Annotated in this window: 30 protein-coding genes; 28 read left to right on the plus strand and 2 right to left on the minus strand. The window is 68.7% G+C overall.

Annotated features, from left to right (window positions below):
* Positions 1 to 83: 83 nt before the first annotated feature.
* Positions 84 to 599 carry a helix-turn-helix domain-containing protein gene (locus tag ACIRF8_RS15025; protein ID WP_404214776.1) on the minus strand — a complete coding sequence of 172 codons (516 nt, stop codon included), beginning with the start codon at positions 597 to 599 and terminating at the stop codon, positions 84 to 86.
* Between the two features lie 216 nt (positions 600 to 815).
* On the opposite strand from ACIRF8_RS15025, the gene ACIRF8_RS15030 reads away from it, so the two are divergent.
* The 26 genes from ACIRF8_RS15030 to ACIRF8_RS15155 all read left to right on the plus strand — a co-directional run bounded on the left by ACIRF8_RS15030 (position 816) and on the right by ACIRF8_RS15155 (position 12,065).
* Positions 816 to 1,022, plus strand: coding sequence for a helix-turn-helix domain-containing protein (locus ACIRF8_RS15030; RefSeq protein WP_404214777.1), 207 nt, complete (start codon positions 816 to 818; stop codon positions 1,020 to 1,022).
* Positions 1,019 to 1,300 carry a helix-turn-helix domain-containing protein gene (locus ACIRF8_RS15035; protein WP_404214779.1) on the plus strand — a complete coding sequence of 94 codons (282 nt, stop codon included), beginning with the start codon at positions 1,019 to 1,021 and terminating at the stop codon, positions 1,298 to 1,300. The genes ACIRF8_RS15030 and ACIRF8_RS15035 overlap by 4 nt, the downstream gene beginning before the upstream one ends.
* A 111-nt stretch (positions 1,301 to 1,411) precedes the next feature.
* Positions 1,412 to 1,678, plus strand: a complete 267-nt coding sequence (locus ACIRF8_RS15040) for a hypothetical protein (RefSeq protein WP_404214781.1) — start codon at positions 1,412 to 1,414, stop codon at positions 1,676 to 1,678.
* A complete protein-coding gene (locus tag ACIRF8_RS15045) occupies positions 1,675 to 2,511 on the plus strand; it encodes a phage antirepressor N-terminal domain-containing protein (RefSeq protein ID WP_404214783.1) in 837 nt (278 codons plus the stop codon). The genes ACIRF8_RS15040 and ACIRF8_RS15045 overlap by 4 nt, the downstream gene beginning before the upstream one ends.
* Positions 2,508 to 2,978, plus strand: coding sequence for a hypothetical protein (locus ACIRF8_RS15050; RefSeq protein WP_404214784.1), 471 nt, complete (start codon positions 2,508 to 2,510; stop codon positions 2,976 to 2,978). Before ACIRF8_RS15045 ends, ACIRF8_RS15050 begins: the two co-directional genes overlap by 4 nt.
* Entirely contained in the window at positions 2,975 to 3,181 is a 207-nt protein-coding gene (locus ACIRF8_RS15055; protein ID WP_404214786.1) for a hypothetical protein, read from the plus strand. Before ACIRF8_RS15050 ends, ACIRF8_RS15055 begins: the two co-directional genes overlap by 4 nt.
* Entirely contained in the window at positions 3,178 to 3,492 is a 315-nt protein-coding gene (locus ACIRF8_RS15060) for a hypothetical protein (protein ID WP_404214788.1), read from the plus strand. The genes ACIRF8_RS15055 and ACIRF8_RS15060 overlap by 4 nt, the downstream gene beginning before the upstream one ends.
* Entirely contained in the window at positions 3,489 to 3,746 is a 258-nt protein-coding gene (locus ACIRF8_RS15065) for a hypothetical protein (protein ID WP_404214789.1), read from the plus strand. The genes ACIRF8_RS15060 and ACIRF8_RS15065 overlap by 4 nt, the downstream gene beginning before the upstream one ends.
* Positions 3,743 to 3,955 (plus strand): hypothetical protein, encoded by a 213-nt coding sequence (locus ACIRF8_RS15070; protein WP_404214791.1) that lies wholly within the window; start codon positions 3,743 to 3,745, stop codon positions 3,953 to 3,955. Before ACIRF8_RS15065 ends, ACIRF8_RS15070 begins: the two co-directional genes overlap by 4 nt.
* Positions 3,952 to 4,131: a hypothetical protein gene (locus ACIRF8_RS15075; protein WP_404214792.1), complete on the plus strand. Its 180-nt coding sequence runs from the start codon at positions 3,952 to 3,954 to the stop codon at positions 4,129 to 4,131. The genes ACIRF8_RS15070 and ACIRF8_RS15075 overlap by 4 nt, the downstream gene beginning before the upstream one ends.
* Entirely contained in the window at positions 4,128 to 4,427 is a 300-nt protein-coding gene (locus ACIRF8_RS15080) for a hypothetical protein (protein WP_404214794.1), read from the plus strand. The genes ACIRF8_RS15075 and ACIRF8_RS15080 overlap by 4 nt, the downstream gene beginning before the upstream one ends.
* The gene (locus ACIRF8_RS15085) at positions 4,424 to 4,873 is read left to right on the plus strand and encodes a hypothetical protein (protein ID WP_404214796.1); all 450 of its coding nucleotides are present in this window, start codon (positions 4,424 to 4,426) and stop codon (positions 4,871 to 4,873) included. The genes ACIRF8_RS15080 and ACIRF8_RS15085 overlap by 4 nt, the downstream gene beginning before the upstream one ends.
* On the plus strand, positions 4,870 to 5,622 hold the full coding sequence (locus ACIRF8_RS15090; RefSeq protein WP_404214798.1) for a DNA-methyltransferase: 753 nt from the start codon (positions 4,870 to 4,872) through the stop codon (positions 5,620 to 5,622). Before ACIRF8_RS15085 ends, ACIRF8_RS15090 begins: the two co-directional genes overlap by 4 nt.
* A gap of 115 nt (positions 5,623 to 5,737) precedes the next feature.
* Positions 5,738 to 6,280: a hypothetical protein gene (locus ACIRF8_RS15095; RefSeq protein ID WP_404214799.1), complete on the plus strand. Its 543-nt coding sequence runs from the start codon at positions 5,738 to 5,740 to the stop codon at positions 6,278 to 6,280.
* A complete protein-coding gene (locus ACIRF8_RS15100) occupies positions 6,277 to 6,585 on the plus strand; it encodes a hypothetical protein (RefSeq protein WP_404214801.1) in 309 nt (102 codons plus the stop codon). Before ACIRF8_RS15095 ends, ACIRF8_RS15100 begins: the two co-directional genes overlap by 4 nt.
* 127 nt (positions 6,586 to 6,712) lie before the next feature.
* A complete protein-coding gene (locus ACIRF8_RS15105) occupies positions 6,713 to 6,835 on the plus strand; it encodes a hypothetical protein (protein WP_404214802.1) in 123 nt (40 codons plus the stop codon).
* Complete coding sequence (locus ACIRF8_RS15110) at positions 6,832 to 7,689, plus strand: PD-(D/E)XK nuclease-like domain-containing protein (protein WP_404214804.1); 858 nt, start codon at positions 6,832 to 6,834, stop codon at positions 7,687 to 7,689. Before ACIRF8_RS15105 ends, ACIRF8_RS15110 begins: the two co-directional genes overlap by 4 nt.
* Entirely contained in the window at positions 7,686 to 8,543 is an 858-nt protein-coding gene (locus tag ACIRF8_RS15115) for a hypothetical protein (RefSeq protein WP_404214806.1), read from the plus strand. The genes ACIRF8_RS15110 and ACIRF8_RS15115 overlap by 4 nt, the downstream gene beginning before the upstream one ends.
* 66 nt (positions 8,544 to 8,609) lie before the next feature.
* Positions 8,610 to 9,092, plus strand: coding sequence for a hypothetical protein (locus tag ACIRF8_RS15120; RefSeq protein WP_404214808.1), 483 nt, complete (start codon positions 8,610 to 8,612; stop codon positions 9,090 to 9,092).
* A gap of 61 nt (positions 9,093 to 9,153) precedes the next feature.
* Positions 9,154 to 9,438 (plus strand): hypothetical protein, encoded by a 285-nt coding sequence (locus tag ACIRF8_RS15125; protein ID WP_404214810.1) that lies wholly within the window; start codon positions 9,154 to 9,156, stop codon positions 9,436 to 9,438.
* Positions 9,435 to 9,764, plus strand: coding sequence for a hypothetical protein (locus ACIRF8_RS15130; RefSeq protein WP_404214812.1), 330 nt, complete (start codon positions 9,435 to 9,437; stop codon positions 9,762 to 9,764). Before ACIRF8_RS15125 ends, ACIRF8_RS15130 begins: the two co-directional genes overlap by 4 nt.
* Positions 9,761 to 10,105 carry a hypothetical protein gene (locus ACIRF8_RS15135; RefSeq protein WP_404214814.1) on the plus strand — a complete coding sequence of 115 codons (345 nt, stop codon included), beginning with the start codon at positions 9,761 to 9,763 and terminating at the stop codon, positions 10,103 to 10,105. The genes ACIRF8_RS15130 and ACIRF8_RS15135 overlap by 4 nt, the downstream gene beginning before the upstream one ends.
* Before the next feature lie 109 nt (positions 10,106 to 10,214).
* On the plus strand, positions 10,215 to 10,424 hold the full coding sequence (locus ACIRF8_RS15140) for a hypothetical protein (RefSeq protein WP_404214816.1): 210 nt from the start codon (positions 10,215 to 10,217) through the stop codon (positions 10,422 to 10,424).
* Positions 10,421 to 11,290, plus strand: coding sequence for a hypothetical protein (locus tag ACIRF8_RS15145; RefSeq protein WP_404214818.1), 870 nt, complete (start codon positions 10,421 to 10,423; stop codon positions 11,288 to 11,290). The genes ACIRF8_RS15140 and ACIRF8_RS15145 overlap by 4 nt, the downstream gene beginning before the upstream one ends.
* Positions 11,287 to 11,721: a hypothetical protein gene (locus ACIRF8_RS15150; protein ID WP_404214820.1), complete on the plus strand. Its 435-nt coding sequence runs from the start codon at positions 11,287 to 11,289 to the stop codon at positions 11,719 to 11,721. Before ACIRF8_RS15145 ends, ACIRF8_RS15150 begins: the two co-directional genes overlap by 4 nt.
* Positions 11,718 to 12,065, plus strand: coding sequence for a helix-turn-helix domain-containing protein (locus ACIRF8_RS15155; protein WP_404214822.1), 348 nt, complete (start codon positions 11,718 to 11,720; stop codon positions 12,063 to 12,065). Before ACIRF8_RS15150 ends, ACIRF8_RS15155 begins: the two co-directional genes overlap by 4 nt.
* Positions 12,066 to 12,280: 215 nt before the next feature.
* On the opposite strand, the gene ACIRF8_RS15160 is transcribed toward ACIRF8_RS15155, so the two are convergent.
* A complete protein-coding gene (locus tag ACIRF8_RS15160; protein ID WP_404214824.1) occupies positions 12,281 to 12,481 on the minus strand; it encodes a hypothetical protein in 201 nt (66 codons plus the stop codon).
* A gap of 166 nt (positions 12,482 to 12,647) precedes the next feature.
* On the opposite strand from ACIRF8_RS15160, the gene ACIRF8_RS15165 reads away from it, so the two are divergent.
* A complete protein-coding gene (locus tag ACIRF8_RS15165) occupies positions 12,648 to 13,145 on the plus strand; it encodes an endonuclease domain-containing protein (RefSeq protein WP_404214826.1) in 498 nt (165 codons plus the stop codon).
* Positions 13,146 to 13,215: 70 nt separating this feature from the next.
* The gene (locus ACIRF8_RS15170) at positions 13,216 to 14,046 is read left to right on the plus strand and encodes a hypothetical protein (RefSeq protein WP_404214827.1); all 831 of its coding nucleotides are present in this window, start codon (positions 13,216 to 13,218) and stop codon (positions 14,044 to 14,046) included.
* The last annotated feature ends 7 nt before the right edge of the window (positions 14,047 to 14,053 follow it).

Consider the following 14,053-nt stretch of genomic DNA (forward strand, 5'->3'; position numbering starts at 1 on the left):
ATCCGAGCGTGCCCCCCTCGGTGACGGTCTGAGCATGCTGGCACACATTGCGACACCGCGCGCCACCCGTGACGAAAGAATCTTTACGGGTCTGATGGGGTTTCTGTCTCGGATGCGATGCCTTGCAGGTGACGGCGGGCCCGGCGGAACTGCTGCCAGATCCGGTCGAGATCCTCCTCGCTCATGTTCTCGGCGCCCTTGGCGACGACGACGATCCGGGCGTCATCGTCCTCGGTGCCCAAGTGGATGACCGCGGAGTCCAGGGTCCGGCCGGAGCGCAGTTCGAGCTCGACGGCCGGCGGGAGGTCGGAGGAGCCCGTCTCACGGGCGGGGGGTTCGGCTGCGGCGGCGGGTACGGGGTCGCCTCCGTCGGCGATGAGGTCGGGGGAGTCCTCGCTCCAGCCGACGAGCCGGGCATAGGCGCGCATGTTGCTGGTGACCTTCGTGAACGCCTTGCCGTTGGGCTGTCGTCCGCGCTCGATGGCCTGCACGGTCGTGCGCGTGATGTGCAGCGCCGCAGCGGCCTCGATCTGCGTGAGGCCGACCGCCCGGCGCGCGGCTTCGAAGGCACGCCCGAGCCGTACCCAATCTCGCGTCATGAAACCTCATCATGCACTACTTCCATGCAACCCCCTAGCTGCCTTCAAGCCTTTTGACCTGCCTTTTGGCTCGCAAACAGAGCGTTTGGGTTGCATGGGGCGCACGTCGCGTACCGGGAGCTATGGCGTGCGCTCCGCTTGTGAAGGCCAAGAAGATGAGCCTTAGTGTCGCCTGAAGGCTTGCTGTGAGCGCCTGTGGGGGCTAGTTTCATTGGCGTGAGACCGCACTCCAGCGCTATCCGCTACAGACGGGAGGCTCTGAAAATGAGCCTTGTAGAACTCTCCGCCCGGTCCGGGATACACGAAAGCCATCTGTCCCGGGTGCTCAACGGCAAGGCGGGCCTGAGCGACGCGAACATCTACCGGCTCGCGGACGCACTGGGTGTCACCCCTGCCGACATCACCCACGAGGAGAAGCCGTGACCGCCCCCAGGGCCACGCGAAAGCGGACCTTTGAGATCCGCGAGAACCTGCCCGCCCCGAACTCCGCCGAGGGCGCGCTGTTCCACTACACCCCCGACGAAGCCGCCCAGTGGACGCCGTTCCGTGGCCGCACCCTGCGCAACATGGCCACCAAGCACGAGATCGAGCACTCGCGGAACGGTCGCGTCATCTACTTCACCGGCGAGCAGATCGTCGCGCTCGCGCAGCGCCACGTCGTCAAGCCGTTCCAGAAGCCGGCCGTAGCCCGCGCCGCCTAGAGCGGCAAACGGCCCCACCGCCGGGCTTCCACACACCGGCAGCAGGGGCCTCGCGACCCGCAGGTCGCACCGATCCACCCCTCACGACTCACGAGAAGAAAGGGGCTTCACGTGCCTCACATTCTGACACCCGTACCCGTGGACGAGATCAACCTGTCCGACGCGGTGGAGAAGATCCGCCCGCACAGCCCGAGCATCGCCGACCTGCTGGAAGCGGTCGCCAACGTGGACGAGGACAGCCTCCACTCGATGGTCGAGTGGCCCGGCGGCGAGCGGGAGTGCATCGAGGACTGCACGCCGTGCGCCGCGAAGCACGCCGCCCAGGTCGTGGCGGGCAAGTTCCTCCGCACGATCGCGAAACAGGAGGCGGCGGCATGACGACGACTCCCGCGCAGCCGAACGAGGTCGTGAAACTCGACCTGTCCGCCGGCGCCATCCACACGACTCTGATCGACGGCCAGCCGCACATCGTGCTGAAGCCCGCCGTCGAAGACCTCGGACTGAGCTACCCCGCCCAGTCTCGCAAGCTCAAGACTCGCTCCTGGGCAACCGTTGCTCAGACGGCAACGGTTGCCGAGGACGGCAAGCTCCGCGAGATGGACGCCGTCCCGGTCCGCACCTTCCTGATGCTCCTGGCGACGGTCAACGAGAACCGTGTCGCCGACGAAGCCCGCCCCACCCTGGTCGCCTTCCAGAACGAGACCGCGGACGCGATCGAGGCGTATTGGACGCAGGGCGGTGCGATCAACGAGCGGGCCACGGACGAGCAGCTCGACACCCTGCAGCAGCAAATCGAGGAGCGCCGCATCCGCCGCGCGCTCGGCCTGGTCCAGTTGATCGCCGCGATGGACGACAGCATCGACACGCGGTGGAAGCGGTCCCGGCAGTTGCACCACTACGCGGAGGCGGCTGGCGAGATCGCCGAGATCGCGCCCGAGGACCGGGCCCTGCTTGTCGAGACGTACCTGAAGGACTGCGGCCTCTCCGATGTGGAGCGCCGTTCGGTCCGGTCGTCGTTCGGCCGTCGCGTGTCGCTGGCCTACCAGATGCAGTACGGCGAGAAGCCGAAGGACTCGCTCGGCCTGGTGGACGGCCGGGAGCGGTCGGTGAAGTCGTACACCGAGGCTGACCGGCCGATGTTCGACAAGGTCTGGTCCGAGTTCTACGCCGACCGCTACCCCGCCCAGCAGCGCTTCGGGGAGGCGTCATGACCGCCGAGACCCGCACCCCGCAGCCCCTCACCGACGAGCAGCTCACCGAGATCCAGGCGCGCGTGGACGCGGCAACCGCCGGGCCGTGGGGCTTCTACGACGGCGACACCTACGCCGACGTCGCCGCCGACCTCAAGATGACGGGCCGCGCCTCGTACTCCTACCGCGAAAAGGTCGCCCACCTCGAAGACGAGAACTACTGGGACGACCCCGCGCACGAGAACGACGACGAGAACCGCGCACCCGAGCAGATGGCCGCGAACGTCGAGTTCATTGCCCACGCCCGCACGGACGTGCCTGCCCTCCTCGCCGAGGTAGCTCGTCTCCGCGGTGAGGTCACCGCCGCCGTGGACCGCCTGCGGGACATGCAGCGGCTGGAGCCGAACCACGCCCGCGCCGCTGGCCTGTACGGCGTCGAAATGCAGCTCCGGTACGCCATCGGCACCGAAGAGGAGGCGGCGTCATGACGGCCTCGGCCCGCTGGGACCGTCCCGCCGCCGAGGTGGAGGCCGACGTCCGCCGCCTGACCCTGGTCGCCGCTGAGGCGCGCACCCACTCCCCGTCGGACCTGCTCGCCTGGCGACTGGACGAGTGGCTGGTCACCCACCCCGACGCCCCCGTCTCCACCGCCGCCGACTACCCGAACTGGACGCCCGGAGGTGCAGCGTGACCGCCTTCACAGCCACGTTCTTCCTGGGACGGACGACCCATGTCCGCGGCAACGCCTCCGTCCATCCCGTGCTCTACGTCGAACCTGAAGGCCAGCACCGCTCCGGATACGTCACCTTCCAGATCGACGCGAAGCTCAGCATCGACGAGCAACTGGAGATTGCAGACCGGTTCGCCAAGGCGGTAACCGCCTGGCGTGACGACTTGGCGGCCCGAGCCGACCAGCAGCGAACGGCTGTCGACGAGCTCGCCGAGGCTCGCGCCGAGATTGCCCGCCTGAAGGCACAGCGCGAGGACGGTGACGCGTCGTGAACGCCCGCATCATCGGCGGCCTGGTCTACGACCTTGGCAACGCCCCGACCCACGCCGAGTTCGGCCGCAACGCCTTCGACGGCACCCGCCAACAGCGGCTCGTCCTCGGCGACACGGAGGGCAGCGACAAGCTCTCCATCTCCCTCACCGAAACCCCCGTCGAGGGCATCGACGACCTGATCGAAGCCCTTCACCGCATCCGAGACGACAAGATCCGCAACCAGATCAAGCAACTGCCGGAGGTGGCCGCATGACCGCGCTCCTGCCCGAGCCGACACTGCTCGCCGACCTCCCGCCGATGCCGACGACCGCCGCCCCGGTGCTCGTACCCGGCCTCCTCACCGGCATCGGCGTCACGACACGGCCCGTACCCCGGTGGATCACCGACCCGAACCTGATCGACGACATCCTCGCCGGTCACACCGACATCCCCGACGACTTCAACCCGCTGGAGGGGCCGTGACCTTCAACGCGACCGCCGTCGCCCACATCCTCGCCGACTACGGCCTGACCGATTCGGATGCGGCCACAACCGCAGACCTGATCGCCGCCGCCGACCTTGCCGGATGCGGACACCCCATCCGCGGCCAACAGGACGACATCCGTGCCGCCCTCGACACGATCGGAGACCAGCCGTGACCCTCGACGAAGCCATCAACTTGCTGTGGTCCTTGGACCGTGGCGACCTCGTGCGGGTCACCCACCAAAACCGGGTCGACGAAGTGAAGGTCACCCGGACCGCGCACCACTCGGACGGCCCGCACGGCGACCGTGACTCTGTCGTCGCCACGGTCTCCTACGGGCCCGGCCGGTACAGCTTCGACATCGCTGCCCTGGCCCTGGCGGAGCCCCGTCGGCCCGGTCTCGTCCTCAGCCCGCAGAGCATCGAAGTCGTTGAGCGCGTGAACTCTGTCAACGAACGGGAGGCGGCATGAGCGTCATCGCCACCGCCCGCAGCGCCGCCCGGCACCGCCGGATGTCCCGCCTGGAGATGGCCGCCTACATCGCCCGCCTCGAAGGCCAGAACGCGGCCCTCACCGCGGAGAACACGTGGCTGGGACGGCAGTTGGACCGGGCGGCCGTCGACTACTCCGGCGCCCTTTACGACCTGGACGTCGTCAAGGCTGAGGCGGCCCGGCTCCACACCGTGCTCGCCGCGACGCAGGCCCGCCTCGCCAACGCGACCGCGGTCAACCCGCTGCCGCAGCACGTCACCACCCAGCCGATCCCCGCCATCCACCGCTTCGAGACCGGGCCCGTCCTTCGCGCCGGCGTGTCCCCGCTGGCCGCCGTCACCGACCCCGGCCAGGCCCCGCGCACCACCACGTGGGGGCGGGCGAACGACGACACCCAGCCGCTGCCGAAGCAGGTGGCGTCGTGAAGCCGTACTGGGAAGACGACACCGTCCATCTGTACCTGGGTGACATGCGGGAAGTCCTGCCCGCGCTCGGCGTACAGGCCGACCTCGTTGTGGCAGATCCTCCGTATACGGAGACCAGCCTCGCGTGGGACCGGTGGCCCGATGGCTGGCCCGCCCTCGTCGCGCCCGTAGCGTCGTCGATGTGGTGCTTCGGGTCGATGCGTATGTTCCTCGACCGGCGTGACGACTTCGATACCTGGAGGCTCAGCCAGGACATCGTCTGGGAGAAGCAGAACGGGTCAGGTTTCGCCACCGACCGCTTCAAGCGCGTCCACGAGGTGGCCACCCACTGGTATCACGGCGACTGGCATAGCACCCATCACGCCGTGCCGACGGAGAAGTCAGGTCGCCGGGGCGGGGGAGAGGGCGGGCTCCGCGCCGGAGCGACTGCTCGCGAGCACACTGGCAAGATCGCAGCCAAGACGTGGGACGGGTCGGACGGCACTCGGTTGCTGCGCTCAGTCCTAAAGGTAAGCAATCTGCACGGCCGTGCCCTCCACCCGACAGAGAAGCCGCTGGGGATTCTCGATCCGCTGATCCGCTACGCCTGCCCCGAGGGCGGCCTGGTCGTCGATCCGTTCGCGGGCTCGGGCAGCACGTTGGACGCTGCCCGGCAATCCGGGCGTCGCGCGATCGGTATTGAGGCGAACGAGGAGTACGCGGAAGCCGCGGCCCGACGCCTGGACGCCCTCGTGTTCCCGGCCGCCTGAACTCCGCCGCCCGCCGGATGATGCCCGGCCGGCGGGGCGGCGGCCCAAACAGAAACCCCCGCCCGGGGCTAGCGGGCGGGAATCCACCGAAGCATCCCACGGAAAGGGAACCCCGATGCCTGCCGAGACCACCGACTACGTGATGACCGTCCACGGCCAGCACAAGCACACCGTCCACGACGCACTGCCGGTAGCGCCCGGCCTGGTCGTCCTCCGCATGCCCGCCACCCAGTCACTCAACAACCCGGCACGCTGGCGGATCGGCCACCACAGCGGCCTCGCCATCGCGGAAGCAGTGACCCGCGAGAACGCCCTCAAAGGCGCCGCCATCCTCGCCGACACCGGCATCGACTGGACGCGAGACGCCGACACCATCAAGGCGTCACTCAGCCCCAAGGGAACCACGGACCTGTTCACGAAGCTGAGCGCCGCGTGGTGCGACGAGCCCGGCAGCAACTACATGCCCGGCGACGTGTCCAGCAACGGCATCTACACCGACGCGGACATCGAAGCAGCCGCGCAGGCCGCAAAGGAGGACGGCTTCAACGCCCTCCAAATCATGATCGCCATGTCGCACACCATCCCCTGGATGGGCCTCGACACCGCCGACTTCAACCAGGCCCACGACCGGATCGTCACCGCGGCAGGGGCTGAGTGACCGCCATGCAGAAGACCTACCAGTTCATCGGCGCGGCTCTCACCGCCGTCGCCCTCCTGACCGGATGCCAGGACAGCCACCCGCAGGGCCCGGCCGGGCGCGTCGTCGCGAAGGGCTCGGACCGCGACTGTCACACCTCGTGGACCGGCACCCGCACAAAGCGGCGCTCGCACCAGTCCTGCCACACCGACTACGAGCTGACCACCCGCGACAAGCACGGCAACGACCACAAGTTCGCCGTGAACTCCACGGTTTACGACAACTGCCGCCGCGGATCCGCCTACCCCCGCTGCATCAACCGGTAGCCGCCCGGCCAACAACCGAAGACCCGCCGCGGGCCCTTCCCTCCCCGCCCGCGGCATCCCAGGGGCCAGGCCTCACACCCCCCGACGGGGCCTGGCCCCACCCTCAGCACATCCTTTTGGAGAGCACATGAGCACCGAAAGCACCACAAAGCAGGCGGCGCCACTGCGGTGCACCCGCTGCGGCAACACCGCCGGGCCGTTCGACACGACCACCGGCCGCTGCGAGACCTGCACCGAGGCCGCCGCATGACCGCCGCCGTCGAGGCCGAAGCGCCCGCCATCATCGACGGGCTCCCCGCCGAGGCATACCACCAGGACACGACGTCGATCTCCTCGACAGGCCTGCGCGCCCTCCTCGCACCGGGCTGTCCCGCCCAGTTCAAGTATGACCGCGACCACCCGCAGGCACCGAAGAAGGAGTTCGACCTCGGGCACGCCGCCCACCTGTACGTGCTGGGGGAGGGCCCGGAACTGGAGGTCATCGACTTCCCGGACTGGCGCAAGAAGGACGCCCAGATCCAGCGAGACGAGGCCTACCTCGCAGGCAAGGTGCCGCTGCTCACCAAGGACCACGCCATGGTCGTCGCGATGGCCGAGGCGATCCGCCAGCACCCGATCGCAGGCCCGCTGTTCACGCCCGGATCGGGCGTCGCAGAGCAGTCGATCTACTGGACGGACAAGGCGACCGGCATCCGCTGCCGAGTCCGCCCAGACTGGCGGCGCGGCCCGATCATCGTCGACTACAAGACGATCAAAGATGCGGCGCCCGACACGATCAGCCGGGCCATCAAGGACCGCAGCTACCACCAGCAAGACGCCCTCTACATCGACGGCGTCGAAGCCGCCGGACTCGCCCCCGACGGCGCCCGATTCGTCTTCGTCTTCCAGTCGAAGCAAGCCCCGTACCTGGTCACGGTCCGCGAGCTCACCGATCAGGACCGCGACATCGGCCGCGCCCGCAACGAGAGGGCCCTCCGCATCTACGCCGAGTGCCAGGCGACCGGCATCTGGCCCGACTGGACCGGGCCCGTCACCGAAATCCCCCAGATCGGAATGCCGACCTGGGACACCCTCCGCCAAGCCGAGGAGTACCTCCAGCCGTGACCACCAACGAGATCGCCACCCGCGACGAGCAGCAGGCAGTCGCTACCACCGAACAGCAGACGCCGCAGCAGCTCACCACCAAGAGCGCCCTCGTCATCTGGGCCGAGGAAGCCCGCGTCGTCGCCAACATCGCCGTCTCGATCGCCAAGACGCCGTTCGCCGGACAGCTCCGCGGCAAGCCCGAAGAGGTCACGGCCGTCATCCTCGCAGGCAACGAGCTCGGGCTGCAGCCGATGGCCGCCCTCAAGGCGTTCGACATCATCCAGGGCACGCCCGCCCTCCGCGCGCACGCCATGCGCGGCCTCGTCCAGTCCAAGGGGCACAAGATCCAGCTCGTCGAATCCGACGACAAGCACTGCGTCATGCGCGGGCGGCGGGCCGACGACGAGGAATGGCAGCAAGTCTCCTGGGACATACCGCGCGCCGCCCTCCTCGGACTCGTCAACAAGTCCGAGTGGAAGAAGCAGCCGCAGACCATGCTCGTCGCCCGTGCGACCGGCGAACTCTGCCGCCTGATCGCCGCCGACGCCCTGCACGCCGTTCCGTACACGGCCGAGGAACTCCGCGACTCCACCAGCAACCGCGGCGAGTACTCGGTCTCCCGGCCCGCACTCAGCGTCGCCGCCCTTACCGCGGCAACGCCGGCGGCCGAAGCGCAGCAGCCGGACACCTCCGACACCGACGACGACCACGCCACAGCGGTCGCCGAACTGCGGGCCTTCGGCCAGGCACAGGGCATCGACGACATCGACCTCCTCGCCCACGAGGAACTCGGGGCGTCCGTCGAGCACGTCGGGGCGCAGGCCATCCGCGACCTCATCGCCCGTCTCCACGCCGCCACTAACGCCGCCTAGCCCGCACCCATCGAGAGTCGCCCCGCGGGCTAGGCGGGGCGACCTCCGAACAGGAGACCACACGCCATGACCAACCACAGCAAGGAAGCCGAGCGACTGCTCGCCGCCGCCGACACCGCCATCACCGCCGCGCTGGAGAAGGATCTGCCGATCGAGGACCAGCAGCACGCCGCAGTCCTCACCGGCATCCTCACCAACCGGGCCCTGGGGCACGCCAGTCTCGCGGCCGGCCAGACCACGTCAGCCGACGTCAGCAGCCTGCGCCACGCAATCCACACCTACCGCTTCGCACTGATCCGCCAGGTCGCCGAAGGCCTCATCTACAGCCTCACCGACGAAGCCCACCGGCACGCGCTCGGCCTCTCGAAGTACCTCGACTCGGTCGACCTCAACATCGACCGCGAGGTCGAGGCCCACATCGAGGAGCACGTCGGTAGCGGCTACATGGCGGACGCCTATGAGGCCCCGTCCGTGCGCAACGCCAAGCGGCGCACAGAAAACCCCTGGGGCGGCACCAGCACTGCGCCCACCGAAGACGTCCCGTTCTAGCCCGCACACGCCTGAGCCGCCCGCGGGCAATGCGGGCGGCTCCCCCCAAGGAGACCACGAGATGACCGTTCGAACCATGCACCAGCAGGAAGCCGACCTCCGTACCGCGCTCGCCAGCCTCGCCGAACGCTGGGAGCAGATGGCCAAGGCCGGGCCCGACTTCGGCGACAACCTCTTCATCGACGAGCCAACCCCGGTCCAGCTCCAGCAGCACGAACGCGCCGTCACCTACCGGCGGGCCGCTGCTGACCTTCGCGACGTCCTGCGCACCGGCCGCATCCCGCACGGCCTGATGACCAACGCCGAGCTCGACGAGCACGGGGCGAAGACGGGAGACGAGTCATGAGCGCTCCAGCACCGGTCGAAGCCCGCTGCGACCACTGCAAGCAGACCCGGCCCCTGTTCCTGTACGAGCCTGACCACGGTCACCTCGGCGCCAGCCAGTTCACCTGCCGCTGGTGCACCCGTGAGAAGCAGCCCCTCCTCTGCGTCCGCTGCTACGACACCGAGGCCCTGCTCGAGGAGAACGACCCGATCATCAATCAGGACGCCGAGACCATGCGACAGATCTGCGAGGGCAACGCCCGCGCCATCGCCCGCGAGGGAGCCGTCAAGGCCACCTGCGACGGCATCGCCGAAGCCACCCGCACCGCCGAGGAGTCCGCGTCATGACCGCCACCGTGCAGCCCGCCCTCGACGGATCCGTCCCCGCCCCGGCGAAGACGCGCACGCAGCGGCAGGCCGAAGACTACGAGACGTGGCTCGCCGAAGTCTGGCCCCGCTTCATAGCCGCCGCCGCAACAGGCCGCACCTTCACCACCTACGAGATCGCCGACGCCGACGATCTCCCCGCGCCGCCCAACCCACAGGCGCACTGGGGACGACTCATGACCTTGCTGAAGGACGAGGGCTACATCCGCACCGCCGGATGGGCCTGCTCCGACCGGCCCACCGCCCACCACTCCGGAGTCCGCACATGGAAGGGCACCGCCGCCGCCAGGAGGGCCGCATGACCCTCGCCCGCCTCACCGGCCTGTACGCCGCCCTCATCGCCGCCGGAGCCATCACCGGGGCCCTCGCCGCCGCGATCGGCGCACTCCACGACCACCGCGGGAGGCGCACGTGAAGGAAGACCTGCTCGAAGCCCTCGACGTGTACGTCACGGTTTTCGAAGTCGCCACCTGGGTTTGGATCACGTGCGCAATCGGCCTCAGCGCAGCCGGCGCCGCCCTCATCGCAGCGGCCATCCGCCGCATCCTCGCCGCGTTCGCCGACGCCAACCGGCTCATCGACGAGATCAGCCAGCCCCGGAAGGAGACGCCGCAGTCATGACCACCGCCGTCCGCGAAGCCCCCCACCACAACACCCTCACCTGCTACACGAGCTACCACTGCCGCCTCCCGGAATGCATCGAGCGCTACAACACCAACAACCAGGCCCGACTGCACGCCAACCGCACCGGCGGCCCACGACGCCTGACCGACGCCCAGCCCGTGCGCAACCACGTGCAGATGCTGATGAAGGCCGGCGCCACCGGACACGGCATCGCCACCCAGGCAGGCGTCAGCGAAAAGGTCGTCAGGCAGCTCCTGCCCCACACCAAAGACGGCCGCCGCCAGCCCCTGAAGCGCAGCGTGCTCACCTCGAACGCCGAGAAGATCCTCGCGGTGGCCGTCGAGGACGTCGCGCCGCCGAGCGTGGACGCCACAGGCACCGTGCGCCGCATCCAGGCCCTCGTGGCCAACGGATGGCCCATGATCCACCTCGCCGGGCCGTTGGGCCTGTCCAGCAACTACGTGTGGGAACTCCTCAAGCGCGCCCGCACAGAAGACAACCTCCAGGTCGCCTCCAGCACAGCCCGCCGCGTCACCGAACGCTACGAGGTCCTGAGCCGCACACGGCCTTCGCGCCACGGGATTCCGAAGCGCTCCTCCACCATCGCCCGGCGCCACGCCGCGGAGCGGAGGTGGGCTAAACCCGCCTACTGGGACGAGTACGCCGACGCCATCGACGACCCGCACTTCCAGCCGATGTACGGGATCACCCGGCGTCTGGTCATCGCCGAGGACGCCAGCTTCATCATGCGGACCACCGGCCTCGACCGCGGCGCCACCGCCGAACGCCTCGGCGTCTCCCGCGACTACATCGACCACGCCTTCCGCGACTTCCCCGAATACGCCACGGAGGTGGCCGCATGAACGGCAACCGAGTCGGCGCCGGCCGCCGCGAACGCCTCTACGCGTCCACCACCGCAACGTTCGACGGCGACCTCGACCTCATCGCCATCGAATACGCCCTCAACGGCGAACCCGTAACCCTCACACCCGCCGAAAAGATCCACGCCGCACGCATCCTCGACGCCCGCGGCTACGACCTGACCGCCATCGGCGGGCGCGTCAGCTCCGACCGGGCGACGGTCGCGGGTTGGAAGGACCACGGCTGGAAGCCCGGCCGTCCCCCCACGCCGCGCGTATACAGCCTGCCCACCGAGCCGAAGTGCGGTGAGGTCCGCATGTACCGCCGGCACCTCAAGAACGGCGAGAAGCCCTGCGACGCCTGCCGGGCCGCCAACGCCGCCGCCGACCGCCGCTACCGACTCACCGGCAGCCGGAAGCCGGTGTCCGCATGAACGCCACCCAGCGGCACGCCGCCATAGCCGAGCTGGACCGGCAAGGCATGTCCAGCAGAGAGATCGCCGAACAGCTCGGCTGCACCCAGCGCACCGTCCACCGGGCCCGCGCCAAACGGCGCGCCGACGGCGACGACTTCACCTGGACCGGACCCGCCCCGGACGAGATGGCCGTCGAACGGGCCGCCGGGGGAGACCAGCCCTCCGACCTCACCTGGGTCGAACGGCACGCCGCCATCGCCCTCTGCGACCAGCGGGGCGTCCCCGCACGGATCACCGCCGCACGGCTCAAGTGCACCCGGCAGACCGTCTACTACGCCCGCAGCAAACGCACCGCCGCCTGAGCCGGCCGCCGCGCCGGGACCTGACCAACGGAAGCACGCGGACCACGCCGCGCGCCCCCGCCCCGACCAGCCAGACGAGACACCGGGTTTGCGCACACCAACCGCGTGCGCAAACCCCACGAAACATGACAGACCAACCCGGGCACGACAACTTGAACCCGCACACGACAAAAGCCCCGCACACGGCGGGGCCGGGAGGAGGAGGGATGAGGCAGCTAGGACTTCGCAGCGGGGGCGATGCGCGCCACCCACTCACGGGTGAAGCCAGAGAGCTTGGCCATGTGGGATGGGCCCTTGTTGGCCGCTCGTCCCTCTCGCAGGAGGTCGCGAAGTTCCTCGTCAGCGCGCTTCAGGGCGTCCTCGGCGCGGGCCCGCTTCTTGGCCGCCGCCTGAATCCTCTCGTCCAGCTCATCCATGTTGCACATCGTGACACACGGATCTGTGGTCGCGCTACGCCAGCGCGCATTGTGAACGCGGTGCGCGAACGCTATTCTCATTCACATGACGAGGGACTCTTTGACCTCACCCAGCAGGCTGACCGAAACGCGTCACGCCAGCCCCGGAAACTCCTGCAATCACTACATGAAGTACGGCTTGACCTGCGACAACTACGACTTACTGGTGGCCCGGGCGAATGGCCACTGCGAGCTGTGTCAGACCGCAGAAAGCAGGACGACGCGAGGCGCGCTAGTCATCGATCACTTCGCGGGAGGCGACCTGTTCTTTGTGCGCGGCTTGATCTGCGACCGCTGCAACTCGGTGATGTCGCGCCACGACCGGCGGGCCACATGGGGACCGTCCTCACTGCCGTGGGCGGACAAGGCGCGCAGGTATCACCTCGCGGCGTTCGAGCAGCCCACGCCCGAGGAGTTCAAGCAGGCGGAACAGATCATCGCCTCGCGAAAGCCCTACGCGGTCAAGGACCGAATCCTCACACCCGTCAAGGGGCCCAAGACGTACTACGTCCGACTGGACAGATCTCTGGAAGAGATCGCCAGCAAGCTGCGTCACCATCTCACCGCCGGGGAGCGGACCGAACTGGCCGAGCTCCTCGCGAAGGCCTCAACTCCGCCCCGCTGAAGCCTCCATGAGGGCTGTCCCGAAACAGCAGATCAACCCCCAGAGACACCCCTCCGCGAAGAGAGATCCCGTGAGCATCGACGCCATGTACTGGGTGTGGAACCACTCCCGGTCGAAGGGAACCGGCCGACACGTGATGCTGGCCTGCGCCAACTGGATCACCGGTCCGGAGTGCACCGTCCGGGCGAGCACGGCGGAACTGGTCCAGTTCTCCAACGCCGCCCGCTCATCCGTCATCAAGGCCGTCGATGCCCTCGTGAAATCCGGCGAGCTTCAGCTCCTCGAGGAGGGCTGCGGCACTCGCGCAGCCCTCTACAGGATCCCTGGAGCGGTCGGTTACCTCCGCCCCGAGCGTGGCGCTAGAGGTCCGAAAACCGGACCCCTAGACGAGTCGCAGCAGTCCGGAAACGAGACCCCTAGCCAGAACCCTAGGGGTCCGGATTCCGGACCCCAGGGGTCCGAAAACGAGACCCCTAGGGGTCCGGAATCCGGACCCCATAACCAAGACCACAGAAACCATGAAGAAGAAGAAGCCTCTTCTGCCGCCGGTCGAGAGATCACCGCCGAAGAGAAGCTCGAGTTCGGTCGCTTCTGGCAGCTCCACCCCAAGAGCCGCGACATGGACAAGACCAAAGCCGCCTGGGCGGCAGCCGTCCGCGACGGAGTCGACCCCAAGAAGATCACCGCCGCGGCACAGGCCTACGCGCACGAGGTCGTCAACACCGAGTTCCGCTACATCAAGCAATCCGACCGCTGGGTCCGTGAACGCCGCTACGAGGACAAGTTCGCGCCGCCCACCCCAGCACCTGGCAGCCGTCCCCAGCTTCGCGCTGTCTCCGGCGGCTGGCGCCCCTTCCAGAACCCCGAGAACCACGACGTCTACGACGAACCCCTCATCTAGGAGCGCC

Origin of the sequence: Streptomyces sp. NPDC102406, from assembly GCF_044765725.1 — a bacterium.
Classification (GTDB): Bacteria; Actinomycetota; Actinomycetes; order Streptomycetales; family Streptomycetaceae; genus Streptomyces.

What these genes read in the sequence shown, in the direction of transcription:
- ACIRF8_RS15025 (WP_404214776.1), bottom strand. Translation starts at nt 599, where the DNA reads ATGACGCGAGATTGGGTACGGCTCGGGCGTGCCTTCGAAGCCGCGCGC.
- ACIRF8_RS15045 (WP_404214783.1), top strand. Translation starts at nt 1,675, where the DNA reads ATGACGACGACTCCCGCGCAGCCGAACGAGGTCGTGAAACTCGACCTG.
- ACIRF8_RS15050 (WP_404214784.1), top strand. Translation starts at nt 2,508, where the DNA reads ATGACCGCCGAGACCCGCACCCCGCAGCCCCTCACCGACGAGCAGCTC.
- ACIRF8_RS15055 (WP_404214786.1), top strand. Translation starts at nt 2,975, where the DNA reads ATGACGGCCTCGGCCCGCTGGGACCGTCCCGCCGCCGAGGTGGAGGCC.
- ACIRF8_RS15070 (WP_404214791.1), top strand. Translation starts at nt 3,743, where the DNA reads ATGACCGCGCTCCTGCCCGAGCCGACACTGCTCGCCGACCTCCCGCCG.
- ACIRF8_RS15085 (WP_404214796.1), top strand. Translation starts at nt 4,424, where the DNA reads ATGAGCGTCATCGCCACCGCCCGCAGCGCCGCCCGGCACCGCCGGATG.
- ACIRF8_RS15095 (WP_404214799.1), top strand. Translation starts at nt 5,738, where the DNA reads ATGCCTGCCGAGACCACCGACTACGTGATGACCGTCCACGGCCAGCAC.
- ACIRF8_RS15105 (WP_404214802.1), top strand. Translation starts at nt 6,713, where the DNA reads ATGAGCACCGAAAGCACCACAAAGCAGGCGGCGCCACTGCGGTGCACC.
- ACIRF8_RS15110 (WP_404214804.1), top strand. Translation starts at nt 6,832, where the DNA reads ATGACCGCCGCCGTCGAGGCCGAAGCGCCCGCCATCATCGACGGGCTC.
- ACIRF8_RS15120 (WP_404214808.1), top strand. Translation starts at nt 8,610, where the DNA reads ATGACCAACCACAGCAAGGAAGCCGAGCGACTGCTCGCCGCCGCCGAC.
- ACIRF8_RS15125 (WP_404214810.1), top strand. Translation starts at nt 9,154, where the DNA reads ATGACCGTTCGAACCATGCACCAGCAGGAAGCCGACCTCCGTACCGCG.
- ACIRF8_RS15130 (WP_404214812.1), top strand. Translation starts at nt 9,435, where the DNA reads ATGAGCGCTCCAGCACCGGTCGAAGCCCGCTGCGACCACTGCAAGCAG.
- ACIRF8_RS15135 (WP_404214814.1), top strand. Translation starts at nt 9,761, where the DNA reads ATGACCGCCACCGTGCAGCCCGCCCTCGACGGATCCGTCCCCGCCCCG.
- ACIRF8_RS15145 (WP_404214818.1), top strand. Translation starts at nt 10,421, where the DNA reads ATGACCACCGCCGTCCGCGAAGCCCCCCACCACAACACCCTCACCTGC.
- ACIRF8_RS15150 (WP_404214820.1), top strand. Translation starts at nt 11,287, where the DNA reads ATGAACGGCAACCGAGTCGGCGCCGGCCGCCGCGAACGCCTCTACGCG.
- ACIRF8_RS15155 (WP_404214822.1), top strand. Translation starts at nt 11,718, where the DNA reads ATGAACGCCACCCAGCGGCACGCCGCCATAGCCGAGCTGGACCGGCAA.
- ACIRF8_RS15160 (WP_404214824.1), bottom strand. Translation starts at nt 12,481, where the DNA reads ATGGATGAGCTGGACGAGAGGATTCAGGCGGCGGCCAAGAAGCGGGCC.
- ACIRF8_RS15165 (WP_404214826.1), top strand. Translation starts at nt 12,648, where the DNA reads ATGAAGTACGGCTTGACCTGCGACAACTACGACTTACTGGTGGCCCGG.